The sequence below is a fragment of the Streptomyces sp. NPDC048171 genome (genome assembly GCF_043202655.1).
Classification (GTDB): Bacteria; Actinomycetota; Actinomycetes; order Streptomycetales; family Streptomycetaceae; genus Streptomyces.
This window is the reverse complement of the sequence record NZ_JBIDAU010000001.1, coordinates 698,246-712,866: the sequence shown is the minus strand read 5'-3', so window position 1 is coordinate 712,866 and position 14,621 is coordinate 698,246. Positions and strand designations below refer to the sequence as shown.

At 72.1% G+C, this 14,621-nt stretch carries 12 protein-coding genes; 7 read left to right on the top strand and 5 right to left on the bottom strand.

Annotated elements, in window-relative coordinates:
- Window position 1 precedes the first annotated feature (1 nt).
- Genes ACGF3J_RS03095 through ACGF3J_RS03085 form a run of 3 tightly spaced genes read right to left on the bottom strand, consistent with a single transcriptional unit; the run spans window position 2 to window position 2,583 of the window.
- Window positions 2-808, bottom strand: coding sequence for an ABC transporter permease (locus tag ACGF3J_RS03095; protein WP_161332338.1), 807 nt, complete (start codon window positions 806-808; stop codon window positions 2-4).
- A 3-nt stretch (window positions 809-811) separates the two neighbouring features.
- Window positions 812-1,576, bottom strand: a complete 765-nt coding sequence (locus ACGF3J_RS03090; RefSeq protein ID WP_064727728.1) for an ABC transporter permease — start codon at window positions 1,574-1,576, stop codon at window positions 812-814.
- On the bottom strand, window positions 1,573-2,583 hold the full coding sequence (locus ACGF3J_RS03085) for an ABC transporter ATP-binding protein (RefSeq protein WP_161332337.1): 1,011 nt from the start codon (window positions 2,581-2,583) through the stop codon (window positions 1,573-1,575). The genes ACGF3J_RS03090 and ACGF3J_RS03085 overlap by 4 nt, the downstream gene beginning before the upstream one ends.
- Window positions 2,584-3,235: 652 nt before the next feature.
- Here ACGF3J_RS03085 and ACGF3J_RS03080 point away from each other — a divergent pair.
- The 6 genes from ACGF3J_RS03080 to ACGF3J_RS03055 all read left to right on the top strand — a co-directional run bounded on the left by ACGF3J_RS03080 (window position 3,236) and on the right by ACGF3J_RS03055 (window position 10,462).
- Window positions 3,236-3,877: a hypothetical protein gene (locus tag ACGF3J_RS03080; RefSeq protein ID WP_161332336.1), complete on the top strand. Its 642-nt coding sequence runs from the start codon at window positions 3,236-3,238 to the stop codon at window positions 3,875-3,877.
- Between the two features lie 126 nt (window positions 3,878-4,003).
- The gene (locus tag ACGF3J_RS03075) at window positions 4,004-5,656 is read left to right on the top strand and encodes a DUF6801 domain-containing protein (RefSeq protein WP_161332335.1); all 1,653 of its coding nucleotides are present in this window, start codon (window positions 4,004-4,006) and stop codon (window positions 5,654-5,656) included.
- 47 nt (window positions 5,657-5,703) lie between these two features.
- Entirely contained in the window at window positions 5,704-6,645 is a 942-nt protein-coding gene (locus ACGF3J_RS03070; RefSeq protein WP_161332334.1) for a hypothetical protein, read from the top strand.
- 183 nt (window positions 6,646-6,828) lie between these two features.
- On the top strand, window positions 6,829-8,040 hold the full coding sequence (locus ACGF3J_RS03065; protein WP_161332333.1) for a helix-turn-helix domain-containing protein: 1,212 nt from the start codon (window positions 6,829-6,831) through the stop codon (window positions 8,038-8,040).
- A 140-nt stretch (window positions 8,041-8,180) separates the two neighbouring features.
- Complete coding sequence (locus ACGF3J_RS03060) at window positions 8,181-9,737, top strand: substrate-binding domain-containing protein (RefSeq protein ID WP_161332332.1); 1,557 nt, start codon at window positions 8,181-8,183, stop codon at window positions 9,735-9,737.
- Window positions 9,738-9,793: 56 nt separating this feature from the next.
- Entirely contained in the window at window positions 9,794-10,462 is a 669-nt protein-coding gene (locus ACGF3J_RS03055) for a histidine phosphatase family protein (protein WP_393853428.1), read from the top strand.
- A gap of 29 nt (window positions 10,463-10,491) precedes the next feature.
- On the opposite strand, the gene ACGF3J_RS03050 is transcribed toward ACGF3J_RS03055, so the two are convergent.
- Together ACGF3J_RS03050 and ACGF3J_RS03045 are read right to left on the bottom strand one after the other, a co-directional pair.
- Complete coding sequence (locus tag ACGF3J_RS03050; RefSeq protein WP_161331244.1) at window positions 10,492-11,145, bottom strand: DUF4360 domain-containing protein; 654 nt, start codon at window positions 11,143-11,145, stop codon at window positions 10,492-10,494.
- A gap of 171 nt (window positions 11,146-11,316) precedes the next feature.
- Window positions 11,317-11,775 carry an RrF2 family transcriptional regulator gene (locus tag ACGF3J_RS03045; protein ID WP_393853427.1) on the bottom strand — a complete coding sequence of 153 codons (459 nt, stop codon included), beginning with the start codon at window positions 11,773-11,775 and terminating at the stop codon, window positions 11,317-11,319.
- A gap of 94 nt (window positions 11,776-11,869) precedes the next feature.
- Between ACGF3J_RS03045 and ACGF3J_RS03040 the strand changes: the two genes are divergently transcribed.
- Window positions 11,870-14,614, top strand: a complete 2,745-nt coding sequence (locus tag ACGF3J_RS03040; RefSeq protein WP_161331242.1) for a beta-galactosidase — start codon at window positions 11,870-11,872, stop codon at window positions 14,612-14,614.
- Window positions 14,615-14,621: the final 7 nt, after the last annotated feature.

The window sequence follows — 14,621 nt, the reverse complement described above, 5'->3', positions numbered from 1 at the left end:
CTCACCCCGCCACCTTCACGGTCGTGGTCGCGCCCCACAGGGCCAGCGACAGGAAGAAGTCGGTGACGCTGATCAGCACGATGGCGTTGCGCACGGACCGGCCGACGGCGACGCCGACGCCGGCGGGGCCGCCCGAGGCGCGGTAGCCGTAGTAGCAGTGGGCGACGATCACCATCACGCTGAAGATCAGCACCTTCAGTACGGAGAGCAGCACGTCCGTCGGCGAGAGGAAGAGGTTGAAGTAGTGGTCGTACGTCCCGCGCGACTGCCCGTTGAACAGGACGGTCACGTAGCGGGAGGCGACGTACGAGGAGAGCAGCCCGATCGCGTAGAGCGGGACGATGGCGACCACGCCGGCGATGATGCGGGTGGTGACCAGGTAGGGCATGGAGCGGATGCCCATGCCCTCCAGGGCGTCGACCTCCTCGTTGATGCGCATGGCGCCGAGCTGGGCGGTGAACCCGGCCCCGACAGTCGCGGAGAGGGCGAGTCCGGCGACGAGGGGGGCGATCTCGCGGGTGTTGAAGTAGGCGGAGACGAAGCCGGTGAAGGCGGCGGTGCCGATCTGGTCGAGGGCCGCGTAGCCCTGGAGTCCGACGACGGTTCCGGTGAAGAGCGTCATCGCGATCATCACGCCGATGGTGCCGCCGATGACGCCGAGGCCGCCGGAGCCGAAGGCCACCTCGGCGAGGAGGCGCTGCACCTCCTTGAGGTAGCGGCGCAGGGTCCGCGGTATCCACAGCAGGGCCCGTACGTAGAACAGCAGTTGGTCGCCGGACCGGTCGAGCCAGACGAGCGGGGAGGCCATCGGTCAGCCTCCCTTCGGCGGGACGATCTGGAGGTAGACGGCCGTCATCACCATGTTGACGAAGAAGAGCAGGAGGAAGGTGATGACGACGGACTGGTTGACGGCGTCGCCGACGCCCTTGGGGCCGCCGCGCGGGTTGAGGCCGCGGTAGGCGGCGACGATGCCCGCGATGAACCCGAAGACCAGCGCCTTGAGTTCGCTGACGTACAGGTCGGGCAGCTGGGCGAGGGCGGAGAAGCTGGAGAGGTAGGCGCCGGGGGTGCCGCCCTGCATGACGACGTTGAAGAAGTAGCCGCCGAGGATGCCGACGACGGAGACCAGGCCGTTGAGCAGGACCGCCACGCCCATGGCGGCCAGGACCCGGGGCACCACGAGTCGCTGCACCGGCGAGACGCCCATGACCTCCATGGCGTCGAGTTCCTCGCGGATCTTGCGGGAGCCGAGGTCGGCGCAGATGGCCGAGCCGCCGGCGCCGGCGATCAGCAGGGCCACGATGAGCGGGCTCGCCTGCTGGACGACGGCGAGGACGCTGGCACCCCCGGTGAAGGACTGGGCTCCCAGCTGCTCGGTCAGCGAGCCGACCTGGAGGGCGATGACGGCGCCGAAGGGGATCGACACGAGGGCGGCGGGCAGGATGGTCACACTCGCGACGAACCAGAACTGCTCGACGAACTCGCGGAACTGGAAGGGTCGTCGGAAGACGGCCCGGACGACCTCGGCGGCGAGCGCGAAGAGCCGGCCGGTCTGCCGCAGCGCGCCGGTGATCACGCGCCGCTCCCGGCGGCGGGCATCGGCAGGGTGGCCGCCTCGGAGTCCTTCGCGTAGGTCTCCCGGATGGCGGACCGCGCGGCGGGCGGCAGCGTGTCGATCATGCCCATGACACGCTGACGTCGTCGGGCGACGGCCTTGCGCGGCGGCAGGCCGGGCGACGGTTCCAGCTGCGGGACGATCACCCGGGGCGCGGCGGGGACGGCGGAGGCGGCGCCCGCCTCGGCGGCGAGCGTGGCCGCGTCCTTCTCCTCGGACATCCCGATGGGTCCCTCGCGCCGGCCGCCGAGGAACTGGGACACGACCGGCTCGTCGCTGGTGAGCAGCACCTCGCGCGGGCCGAAGGTGACCAGCTCGCGCAGGAAGAGCATCCCCATGTTGTCGGGGACGGTGGCGGCGATGTCGAGGTTGTGGGTGACGATCAGCATCGTCGCGTCGAGCTGCGCGTTCAGGTCGATGAGCAGTTGGGAGACGTAGGCGGTGCGGACCGGGTCGAGCCCGGAGTCCGGTTCGTCGCAGAGGATGATCTGCGGGTCGAGGACGAGCGCGCGGGCCAGTCCGGCGCGCTTGCGCATGCCTCCGCTGATCTCCCCGGGAAGCTTTCCCTCCGCGCCGAGGAGTCCGACGACCTCGATCCGCTCCATGACGATGCGACGGATCTCGGACTCCTTCTTGCGGGTGTGTTCCCGCAGCGGGAAGGCGATGTTGTCGAAAAGGGACATGGACCCGAAGAGGGCGCCGTCCTGGAACATGAGACCGAAGAGTTTCCGGGTCTCGTAGACGTCTCTCTCCGGACTGTTCACCATGTCCACTCCGTTGATGAGGACACGGCCCTTCTCGGGTTTGAGCAGCCCTATGAGCGACTTCAGGAAAACGGTCTTACCAGTTCCGGACGGGCCCAGCATCACACTGACCTCGCCGGCCGGAAGAGTGAGTGATACGTCCCGCCAGATGCTCTGCTTACCGAAGGACTTGGTCAGACCCTCGACCACTACTTCGATTCCCATATCACCTCCAGCGGACGTCAATCGGATACGCGCTGCGGGCGCACGTTAATTCGGCGCGGAGCGCACTGACAACGGGTCGGCACCGGATCTCCGGCGGCCCGGGCGAACTTGTCACCGCGCAGACAACACGGCGGCCCCGGACTTGTCTCCGGGGAGACAGGGCAGGGTCGCGCGGTTCCGGGGGGTGTGGCCCCGCGGGACCCTGCCGACGGACACCCGGACCGATGGAGGGAGGGCCGAAAAGTGTCCGTCATGGCTCCGGCCGACGGGGGTCACCGACCTGGAACCGAGCACCACACCGGCACGTTACGGCCGAGTAACCTCGGCGGGCAACACCGGAATCGGAGTTTTCCGGGATGCCGACTTCGGCCATCCGGAACCTGTCAGGCAGGGCACAAAAACCGCTCGGAAACTTGTCGGCCGGTGAGCATCGGGACCGGATGGGAGCGACACCGCTGTGAACAGCCCGGACGCCGTTCACATTTCCCGGACTTGGCGCCACGTGAGCAAGGAGAAGCGCGGATCACTCACCCCGGAAACAGGTGGTCCGACTTTTAAAAGAATCATGGACTACCGCATTGTTCGGCTAAGTTTCCCGCGAGTAACGTCAGGCCCGTCTTCGCCGGTCAACCCTCAAGGAGAGTCCCGAGCCATGAAGAAGAACACGAGAAGGTCGGCCATCGTGGTCTGCGCGGCCGCGTCGGCGCTGGGCCTCGCCGTCGGCCCGTCCTCGGCGGTGCCCTCCACGGTGTGGACCGTCACCCCCTCGCCGGCCGCGTTCAAGGCCACTAACGTCGGCAACATCGTGCTGACCGCCACGATCCCGATGACCTGCACGGTCTCGGGAGCGGAGGGCTCGATGAACAGCACCACCGGCAACCCCGGGGACGTCGCCGACATCACCACCATGACCTTCGGCTCGTCCGGTGCACCGTGTACCAGTGTCCTGGGCAACGTCACCACCACCTCGGTCACCCCCTGGGACGTCGTCGCGCAGGACTACAACGCCGCGACGGGCGTCACCAAGGGCTACGTCGGCAACGTCAAGGCGCAGGTCACCGCCGGCGCCTGCAAGTTCACGGTGGTGGGCAAGGCCTCGGCCACCTACACCAACTCCACCGGCGTCCTGGCGGTCAACAGCGTCGTGGGCGACCTGTCGGTGAGCAGCAGCCCGGCTCCGGTCAACTGCGGCTCCGTGGTCACCACGGCCACCAAGCCGACCTTCAAGGGCAACTACGCCGTCAAGGTCAAGACCACCAACGCCATCCCGACGATCGTCGGCTCCAACCCGTAGGCCACCGCCGCCCCGCACGTCCGCCCGGCCGGCACCCCGGCCGGGCGTTCGCGGGCCCGAGCCGTCCTGCGGCCGCCCGACCCTGCCCGACCGCCCACGCTGCCCGAGCCATCCGAGCGGAGACGCATGAAAGCCCAACGAGCAGCCGCACCCCGGCCGCCCCGGGTCCGTGCCCGGACCACGTCGATCGCCGCGTTCGTCGTGCTCGCCGCCCTGATCCCGACCACGGCCTCCGCCTCCGGCACCCAGGAGATCGAGGTCGCACTCCCCTACGTCTGCACCCTCCCGTCGGGGCAACTGCCCACGACGGTGCGGATCTCGGCGGAGTTCCCGGAACGGGCCGACGCGGGCGAGACCTTCTCGCCGTCCGGCGTCACCACCACCGTCGAACTCCCGGCGGAGGCCGTCGCGGACCTCACCGAGCGCGGCGCGGCGCAGGTGCGGGCGGCGACCCGGCTGGAGGTGGGCGTCGCCCAGAACGAGGCGACGGCGAAGGCGACCTGGCGGGGCGGCGCCGAGCCCGTCGCGCTGCCCGGGTCGGGGCCGTTGACGCTGGTCTCGAAGGGCGACGTCCCCTCGGTGGCCGGCCGGGGCGACGGAGACCTGACGTTCACGGCGGGCACCCTCGCCATCGATCTGGCCCTCGACCCGGCGGACCCGGCCGGCACGGACCCTGCCGCCACGGACCCGGCCGCCCCACGGTCCGCTGCCACCGGCCCCGACTCCGACTCCGGACCCGACTCGCTCACCGTCGGCTGCGCCCTCGCCGAGGACGCGCCCGACCAGGGGCTGCTGGCCACCGTGCGGGTCGGCGCGGACGGTTCTCCGAGCCCGGGCGGTTCACCGTCCGGGCCGGACGGGGCCTCCCCCAGCCCGGACCGGGAGGCGCAGGGGCACGGACGGGAGGAGCGGCAGGGGGACCGGTCGCCCGAGGTGCTGGAGACCGCGCCCGGCGCCGCCCCGGACCGCGACGACGTACCGCCGTGCCGCTACGACGAGCAGCACCCGCCCACGGACGTGTCGCTCAACGCCTACGTCACCGGCTACGCCAACGTGAACAAGATGAAGGGCGCCGCCTACCTCCCGCCCTCCTGCCTGCTGATCGAGCAGGGCATCCCCGTGGACGGTCCACCCGACCCGGAGCACATCATCTTCGACACGGTGTCGTGGGCGAACTTCCACTACCAGGGGCGCAAGGAGACACCGCCGTTCCCGAGCACCTTCCTGTCCTTCGACTTCGCGCCGGTCAAGGCCACGATGGTGCTGGAACAGACCGGGCCCATCCGGATCGACTCGCGGATCAAGCTGCGCCTGTCCGACTTCACCACGGTCACGGACACCTACGTCCGGGCGCCGCTCGTCGCGCACGTGACCGACCTGGAGGTCAACGGGACGCCCCTGGACGTCGGCCCCGACTGCCGGACCGAGACGTCCCTCACCTCCGTGGACCCGGATCCGGCCAATCACCCCGGTGACCACCTGGTGCTCTACGGCCGCGGCGAGCAGCTCATCGGCCAGGAGGCCACCGGCTACCTGCTGCTGAGCGGCGGCACGCTGTCCGGCGAGACGAGCATCCCGGCCTTCACCGGCTGCGGCACGGCGGACGGCGAGGACCTCGACCGCCTGCTGACCGCCTCCGTCTCCGGACCCGGCAACCACATCAAGCAGGTCCAGGGCCAGACGTGCGCGATCGCCGCCCCCGTCTTCCCGACCCCGGAGACTCCCGGCCAGTGCACGGAAGACCTCCAGCCCTACGAGATCCCCGTCGCCGAGCGCTGAGCGCTCCTGCCCCGCCCACCTGCCCACTTCCAAGGAAGGCCACCACCATGCGTCCGACCTCCACCCGCACCCGGCTCGCCACCGTCTCCGCGCTGACCGCCCTCGGCGCCTTCGCGTCCCTGGGCACGGCGACGGCCGCCGACCCCTCGCTGAACGGCGAGTGGGCCCCGTTCACCCGATGCCCCGTCGACGCCCCGGCGATGCTGGCCGCCGACGGCGTCGAGAAGACCCCGCAGTGTGTGGTGTCCACCTCCGCCAGCGGCTCCATCAAACTGGGCAACACCACGGTGGTCACGGGCCGGACCAACCTGCAGATCGGCGTCGTGCAGAACGCGGACGGCACCAGCGCGGTCGTCGCCCCGGCCTCCGGCGCGCTCGTCGCCGAGCCCGCCTCCGTGCCCGGGGGACTGCTCGGCCTGATGTGCCCGAGCGACATCTTCGTGATCACGGGCATCTGCCAGTCGCTGGAGAACTCCAGCCTCAACAAGATCACCGCGACCATGGAGTCCGTCGGCGCGCCCTACGCGTTCGACCAGACCGCGGGTGTCCTCACCGACATGCCGATCGTCGCCCTGCCGGTCCGCATCCACCTGGAGAACCCGCTGCTCGGCGACAAGTGCTACATCGGGTCCGCCGCCAAACCGATCGTCCTGCGGCCGGAGAACCGCAACTTCCCGGACTTCGGGATGTCCTTCTTCCAGGGCGACGGCACCGTGGACGAGGCCGGCGAGATGAGCCGGATCAACCTCACCGGCGCCACCCAGAACGACAGCACCTTCGCGGTGCCCGGCGCCACCGGCTGCGGCCTGAACGTCGGCCTGATCAACGCGGCCGTCAACGCGAAGACCGGACTGCCCTCCGCCGCCGGGAACAACAGCCTGACCCTCAACAACACGCAGACCCACCTCACCGGCCTCAACGCGCCCGGAACCGTCGTCCCCGACGCCGGCCGGGTGCTGGCCGAGAACTGGCACTCCGCCGTCAAGTAACGGCCAAAGTCCCACACACCAAGGGCACGATTGCTCCCCAAGAGATGTACATCACAACGAAGTTGATTTACCGTCGGCTAGCCAAGCCGGTGAACGCCTGGTGGACCGGCCAGGTTCCACCCCACGCGCAACGGAGCCCGGCCGGCCACCCCACCGGACATGTCGCAGAGCAAGGGAATACTCATGCCCTCCATCGCGCGTCCTTCGGTGCTCGGTGAACCGCTCGACCCCCTGCCCAAGAAGTTCGCGGCCTTCATGCGGCCGCTGCTCCCGGGGCTGCTGAACGAGATACGCATCGAGGTCACCCGCAGCTATCCGGTGTACGGCAGGCTGCTCAACGGCCCGGACGGGGACGCGATCCGGCAGGGGGTCGAGCAGGCGCTGACCGCCTTCGTGGACCGGATCGACAACCCCGGCAGCAGCTCGGAGGTGCGGAACGAACTGCTGCGCAGGTTCGGCAGGGTGGAGGCGTACGAGGGCCGCGACCTGGAGGTCCTGCAGGGCGCCTACCGGCTCGGCGCCCGCATCGCACTGCGCCGGGCCAAGACCCTGGGACGGCAGTACAGCCTCTCCCCCGCGCTGATCCTCGCCTTCGCCGACGCCCTCTTCGCCTACGTCGAGGAGCTGGAGGCGATCACCCGCGAGGGGTACGCGGAGGTGCGGGAGCGGGCGGCCACGGAGGAGTCCGCGTTACGAAGACAGTTACTGCACTTCCTGCTGACCGCCTCGCCGCTGCCCCGGACGACCATCTCGGAACTGTGCAAGGCCGCGGCCTGGGAGCTGCCCCGGTCGTGCTTCCTCGTCGCCCTGCACCATCCGGCGCCGGAACACCTCCAGACGGCACTCGACCGGGACGTCCTCACCGACCTGGACATCCCGCAGCCGCACCTGCTCGTCCCCGGGGACCTGACCCCCGCCCGCCTCGACATGCTCCGTACGGCGCTGGCCGGCACCCGCGCCGTGCTCGGCCTGACCGTCCCGGTCGCGCAGGCCGCCGACTCCGTCCGCTGGGCCCGCCGTGTGCTGCAGCTCGTTGACGACGATGTCATCCCCGACACTCCGCTGATCCGCTGCGAGGATCACCTGACGACGCTGTGGCTGCTGTCCGACTCCGCCCTCGTCGACCGGATCGCCGCGCGTGAACTGGCCCCGCTCGACGAGCTGCCCGCCAGACGGCGCGACCGGCTCGTGGAGACCCTCCGCGTCCACGTCTCCACCCGGGCGCCGGCCGAGCAGGTCGGCGAGGTGCTGGGCGTGCACGCCCAGACCGTCCGCTACCGCCTGCGGACACTGGACGCCTACCTCGGCGACCGGCTCGCCGACCCCGACCACCGGTTCGCCATCGAGGTCGCCCTCCGCTCACTGCACCTGCGCGGCCACGACGGCACGGACTGACCCCGCGTCAGGCGAACACCGGGTGTCGCAGATGGCCTCCGGGTGAATTCGAACGGCGGACTCACCGAATCCGCGGGCCACTTGCCCCCTCCGCCGCCACCATGGCCTCCCATGTCACCGTCCTGAGGGGGGAGGCGGACGTGAGTCTGTCGTGGGAGTCCGTGGCCGCCGTCCTGGGTCTGACGGTGCCCGTCGTGGCGGCCCTGTGGGAGTTCGTGCTGGCGGGCCGCAAAAGGCTCGGGTACCGCGTCCAGTTGGACACCACCATCCGGGACTCGGCCGCCTCGGGACCGGAGACGACGGTGCTCCAGCGCATGCAGTGGGACGGGACGAACCTGCGCGACCCCTCGGTCGTCCTGCTGCGGATCGAGAACGCCGGCTGGAGCCCCGTGGTCGCCGGTGACTACGTCGCCCCCGCCAACGACCCCGTGGGCATCAGCATCGCCTTCCCCGGCCGCCGGGTGGTCGGCATGACGGTGACGGAGCGCAGTCCCCAGGTGCCGCCCACCTTCTTCGTCCCGGGCGCCGAGGGGTTCGAGACCACGGGCCGGGTCATCAAGCTGCCCAAGGTGATACTGAACCGCAGGGCGCACTACAAGGTCCTGGCGGTCCTGGACCGTGAAGAGGGCTTCACCGAGCCCGAGTTCCCCGAGCCGGAGGTCACCGCGGGGGTCGTCGGCGGGGTGCGCGGCGGGAACATCAAGAAGACCGCGTACTACCCGTTCGCCTCCCGGCAGGTCCGCTGGCTGCTCGCCTCGCTCATCCTGGTGAGCGCCACCCAGTCCGCGCTCACCTTCGCCGGGGGCGACGACACGGCCGCGCCGCTGGACTGCGCCGCCGGGACGCTGCACCTGTCGGGTTCCACGGCCTTCGCGCCGGTGCTGCGGGAGGCCGCGGAGCAGTACGAGCGGACCTGCCCGGACGCCCGTATCCCGCTGACCGCCAACTCCTTCAAGGGCAGCGTCGACGGCCTCGACACGCTCGCGGCCGCGGGCGCCGACGCCGGACCCACCGACGGGCGGGGCCTGGGGAACAGGCTGTCGTTCAGCGACGGGCCGAAGTCCGACGGCCGTCCGCAGCTGCTCCCCAGACCCGTCGCCCTGTCGCTGTTCACGCTGGTCGTGCACGAGGACGCCGGGGTCCGGGACCTCTCCCTGAAGCAGGTCCGGGACATCTACGCCGGGCGCGTCACCGACTGGAGCCAGGTCGGGGGCAAGGACGTACCGGTCCGCCTGGTCAGCCGGAACCCCGGCTCGGGCACCCGGACCACGCTCGAACGGCAGGTCCTGGACGGCAGGGCCCTCCCGGCGGTCACCACGGCCGACTGCGCGGGGCTGGCCCCGGACCGGCCGGGCCGCTGCGAGGTGGGCGGCACCGCGACCCTGCTCGACACGGTGGCCTCCACCCCGGGCGCCCTCGGCCACAGCGAGGTCGGCGCCGCCTCGGCACGCGACGACCTCCGGCAGGTCCGCATCGACGGCTACCCGGCCACCCTGGAGGGCGCCGACGAGGGGGCGTACCCGTACTGGCAGACGGAGATCGCCTACACCTGGGGCGAACCGCCGGCCGACTCGATCGCCGCGGGCTTCCTGCGCTACCTGTCCGACGAGGTCGGCAAGGACGTCATCCGCTCCAAGGGCCACCGCCCCTGCTCCGAACTGGACAAGCCCCTGCTCTGCCGCCCGGACGGGGCGTGAGGCGGGGTGGCACAGTGGAGAGTCCCCGTCCCGGCTCAAGGGAGACTGATCCGTCGATGCGACTGCTGCTCATTCGGCACGGCCAGACCCCGTCCAACCTCAAGCACCTGCTGGACACGGCCGCACCCGGTCCCGCGCTGACCCCGCTGGGGCAGGAGCAGGCAGACGCCCTCCCGGAGGCGCTGGCGGCCGAGCGGATCGACGCCCTCTACGCGTCGACGCTGCTGCGCACCCGGCTCACCGCGGCGCCGCTGGCGGCCCGGACGGGCCTGGAGATCGTGGTGCGGGACGGCATCCGGGAGCTGTCCGCCGGTGATCTGGAGATGCGGGGCGACCGGGAGGCCGTCGAGACGTACCTGACCACCGCGCTCGCCTGGTCGGCGGGGGACACCGCGCGCCGCGTGCCGGGCGGGGAGAACGGCGTGGAGGCGCTGGCGCGCTTCGACGCCGTGGTCGAGGAGGCCGCGGCCACCGGGGCCGGGACCGTGGCCATGGTCAGTCACGGGGCCGTGATCCGTACGTGGGCGGCGGCCCGGGCGGAGAACATCGACGCCGGCTTCGCCGCCGCCCACGGGCTGGGGAACACCGGTGTCGTGGTCCTGTCCGGGGCTCCGGACGCGGGGTGGCGCGTCCTGCACTGGGAGGGCCGGCCCGTGGGACCCGAGGACGGCGGCCCGCGCGAGGGCGGTCCCGCCGGGGAGAGCGTCGAGGACGCCGCCGGCTGACCGCCGGGGGCCCGCGGGCCGGCCGCCGGTCAGGACTCCGGGCACTCCTTCCACGCCAGGTGGTACACGGTGCTGATGTCGCCGTCCGTCGAGTCCATCGTCATGAAGCTCACCTTGGCGGGGTCGGACGTGCCCGTGCTCACCCGCAGCTCCGTGTTGATATTGAAGTTGCGCTGCACCCCGCAGGGCGCCCAGACCAGCTGGGCCCAGTCGGTGGTGTCGGTGGCCTGCCAGTTGTCGTTGAGCGGGCCGCCGAAGGGGTGGGTGCGGAACTCCGTGTTCGGGGAGCCCTGGAAGTAGTACGAGGCGCGCTGGGTGCCCTTGGCGCCGGACTGGAGGGCCGCGAAGCCGCGGTAGTCCGCGCTGGCGACGGCGTAGGTGAAGCCCTGCGGGACGTGGACGAGCAGGTTGAGCTGGCAGTTCTTGCGGAAGTCGGTGGGCGCGGAGTTGCCGCCCGCCTTGGCGAGGTAGTCGCTGTAGGTGACGGTGAACGCGGTGTTGTCGTCGGAGACGGCGACGGCCGCCGTGCCCTGCGGACAGCCGGAGCCGTTCACCGTGGCGACCTTGATGACGATCTTGTCCGGCGGCGGGTCCTCGAACCCGTCGGAGGGCTGGTGCTGCGCGGGCAGCGCGGAGGTGAGCAGTGCGGCGATGGTGCCGCTCAGGAGCAGGCCCGTGGCCATGCGTCTCCCATCCCGGTCAGTGGGGGGTGAATGTTTAATGCGTTCGCCATCTACACGTGTTCTGCACATGACATTCACGCAACGTCCGCATCGTAGGGACCCCCACAGGGCGCGGACAGATGCCTCCCCGGCCATTCACACCGGCCGGTTCCCACCCCGTACGCCTGTGACCTAGGGGTTCTCCCAGGCGGCCGGCTCCGCCGCCAGCTCCCGGACCGGGTTCGGCAGCACGCCCGCCGCGAGGTCGGCGATCGTCACGCCCTCCAGGATCCGGCGCACATTGGCACGCAGCGCCACCCACAGCGGCAGCAGGGGCCCCGCCGTGCCCGTGTACACCAGCCCCGTCGGCCGCTCCCCGCGCACGGAGACGATCGGGCCGTCCACCGCCCGGATCACGTCGGCCACCGTGATGGCCGTCGCCTCGCGCGCCAGCCGGTACCCGCCGCCCCCTCCGCGCCGGCTCTCCACGATGCCGCCACGCCGGAGATCGCCGAGGATCCCCTCCAGAAATTTGTGCGGAATGTCCTGGACGGTGGCCACGTCCTCCGCCTTGACCGGCCGGTCGTCCTGCTGGACGGCCAGTTCCAGTACCGCCCGCACCGCGTAGTCCGCACGCGCCGAGATCCTCATACCGACCATTGTGGGGTCCGCTGGAACAATGGCCGGGCACAGGAGGTCCCGCTCACGCGGCAGCACCGGAAGCACGGCAACAGGAGAGGCTCCCTTGGAGCTCAGCAGTCTCAGCAGACGAGCGTTCAGCGCCCTCGCGGGCACCACCGTCCTCGGGCTCGCGCTCGGCGGCAGCGTGAGCGGCGCGGCGCCCGCCGGTCCCCCCGGCCCCGTGCCCACCGGCCCGCCGCCGGGGCCGCCCGGCGCCGACGGGCTGCGCCACCGGGTCGCCCTGGACCGGTACTCCCTGCTGGTGGACGGCAGACGGCTGTCGCTGTGGTCCGGTGAGCTGCACCCCTTCCGGCTGCCCAGCCCGTCCCTGTGGCGGGACGTGCTCCAGAAGATGCGGGCGTACGGCCACAACGCGGTCAGCGTCCGCCTCGCCTGGAACCAGCACTCCCCCGCCCCGGGCACGTACGACTTCACCGGGGTCCGCGACCTCGACCTGTTCCTGCGGACGGCCGCGGAGAGCAGCCTGTACGTCGTGGTCCACCCCGGCCCGTACATCGGCGCCGACGTGGACGCGGGCGGCCTGCCCGGCTGGCTGGCGGCCACCGGGGCGCGGCCCAGGACCACCGACCCCGCGTACCTGCGCCACGCCGACGAGTGGCTGAGCCGGGTCAACGCGGTCGTCGCCCGGCACCAGTTCACCCGGGGCACCGGCACCGTGCTGCTCTACCGGGCCGACGCCCCCGGGCGCGCCGACCTGACCCACCTGCACGAGCGGATCCGCGCCGACGGCATCGACGTACCCCTGCTGCACGCCGGCACCACCCTCGCCTGGGACGAGGCCGAGCGGACCCGGGACGCGGCCGAGGCGCGGCGGGTGCACCTCGACGGCCTGGCACGCGGGACCACCCTGCACAACGTCCACATGGCGTACGGCGGCACCTCGTGGGGCTGGCTGCCCGCGCCGTCGGCGCCCGCCCCCACCTACGACCCGGCCGCCGCCATCGACGAGGCACGCCGGCCCACCGCCGAACTGGCCCCGCTCCACCAGCTCGGGCACCTGCTGCGCCACGTCCCCGACTTCACGCGGCTCGACGAGGCGGCGGAGGTCCGGGCCGCGGACGCCCGCCTCCGGGTGCGCCACCTGGCCAACCCGGACACCGGCGCCCACGCCTACGTGCTGCGCAACGACTCCGCCGCCGCCGTCACCTCCACCGTCCCGATGGACGGGACCGACGTCGAGGTCACCGTCCCCGCCCGCGACGCCAGGCTGCTCGCCACCGGCCTCCACCTGGGGGCGGGACGGAAACTGGCGTACGCCACCGTGCAGCCCATGCTGTCCCTGAGCGTGGGGCGGGTGGACATCGCCGCGTTCGTGGGGCGGGCCGGGGAGATGGCGCACCTGGTGCTGGACTGCCCCTCGGAGCCCTGGCCGACCCGGCTGGACGAGGAGGCCGCCTGGGCGTTCGACCACGGAAAGCTGCACGTGACCGTCCCGCTCAAGGAGGACCGGCTGACCCGGGTGCGAGTGCGCGGCGCCGATTCCGACCGCACCCTGCTGCTGCTCCTCGCCGACGACGCCGCCTCCCTGCGGCTGTGGCCGTTCGAGACGCCGTCGGGCCGGATCCTGGTCCGCGGCCCGGAGCTGCTGCGCGAGGCCGTGCTGGACGGGGACACGATCCGGCTGACCGGTGACACCGTCGACGAGCGCGAGCTGGAGGTGTGGGCGCCGCGCGGCATCGGCCGGGTCACCTGGAACGGCACGGCGGTGCAGGCATCCTTCGGCCGCGCCCAGAGCCTGATGACGGTGTGGCCGCTGCCCGGCGTGCCCGAGGTGGCGCTGCCCGAACTCGACGGCTGGCGGCGCCGGACCGAGAACCCCGAGTCCGCGCCGGAGTACGGCGACTCGGGGTGGACGGTCGCCGACCGGCGGACCTCGCACAGCACCACCCCGGTGCCCGGCGGGCAGCCCGTGCTCTTCGCCGACGACTACGGCTACCACTACGGCGACGTCTGGTACCGCGCCCGTCTGACCGGGGCCGCCGGCCTGGAGTCGGTGGCGCTGTCCTACGCCACCGGCGCGCGCGGCCTGCTGATGGCGTGGCTGGACGGTGAGCCGCTGGGCGTCCACCGTCCGGACGGCGGACCGGACACCTGGACCGGCACGGCCGGACTGGGCGTGCCGGCGGGCCTGCGCGCGGCCCGGCGGGAGCGCGCCGACGGCGGCGACTCGGCCGTCCTGTCGGTCCTGGTCCGGCGCACCCAGCACGGCCAGGACGACCCGCGGGCGGCCCGCGGACTGACGTCGGCCGCCTTCGAGGGGGCCTCGCCGGACGTGCGCTGGCGGATCCGGGGCGCGGTCGCGCCCGACCCCGTGCGCGGGCCGCTCAACCACGGCGGGCTGTACGGGGAACGGCACGGCTGGTACCTGCCGGGGTACGACGACGGCGACTGGGAGAAGGCGTCCCCGGCGGACCTCCCGCGCGAGGACCGGCGCCAGGGCGTGACCTGGTACCGGACCACGTTCCGGCTGGACGTGCCGCCGGAGGTGGACGCCTCCGTCGGCCTCGTCCTGGACGACGCCCCGGACGGCGACCACCGGGTCCAGGTCTTCCTGAACGGCTGGAACATGGGCGAGTACGCGGCCGGCCGCACCGGCGCGGCCCACACCTTCGTCCTGCCGAACGGCATCCTGCGCACCCGGGCCGCCGCCAACACCCTGGCCCTGGCGGTACTGGCCGACGGCGAGTCGGCGCCGGGGCCCGGGACAGTGCGGCTGGAGCTGCTGGGCAGCGCGGCCGGAGGGGTACCGGTGAAGCCGGTCGCCTCCCCCGGCCGGCGCCGCGACTGACCGGCCG

Coding starts and splice junctions, on each gene's coding strand:
- ACGF3J_RS03095 (WP_161332338.1), bottom strand. CDS start 808: ATGGCCTCCCCGCTCGTCTGGCTCGACCGGTCCGGCGACCAACTGCTG.
- ACGF3J_RS03085 (WP_161332337.1), bottom strand. CDS start 2,583: ATGGGAATCGAAGTAGTGGTCGAGGGTCTGACCAAGTCCTTCGGTAAG.
- ACGF3J_RS03080 (WP_161332336.1), top strand. CDS start 3,236: ATGAAGAAGAACACGAGAAGGTCGGCCATCGTGGTCTGCGCGGCCGCG.
- ACGF3J_RS03075 (WP_161332335.1), top strand. CDS start 4,004: ATGAAAGCCCAACGAGCAGCCGCACCCCGGCCGCCCCGGGTCCGTGCC.
- ACGF3J_RS03070 (WP_161332334.1), top strand. CDS start 5,704: ATGCGTCCGACCTCCACCCGCACCCGGCTCGCCACCGTCTCCGCGCTG.
- ACGF3J_RS03065 (WP_161332333.1), top strand. CDS start 6,829: ATGCCCTCCATCGCGCGTCCTTCGGTGCTCGGTGAACCGCTCGACCCC.
- ACGF3J_RS03055 (WP_393853428.1), top strand. CDS start 9,794: ATGCGACTGCTGCTCATTCGGCACGGCCAGACCCCGTCCAACCTCAAG.
- ACGF3J_RS03050 (WP_161331244.1), bottom strand. CDS start 11,145: ATGGCCACGGGCCTGCTCCTGAGCGGCACCATCGCCGCACTGCTCACC.
- ACGF3J_RS03045 (WP_393853427.1), bottom strand. CDS start 11,775: ATGAGGATCTCGGCGCGTGCGGACTACGCGGTGCGGGCGGTACTGGAA.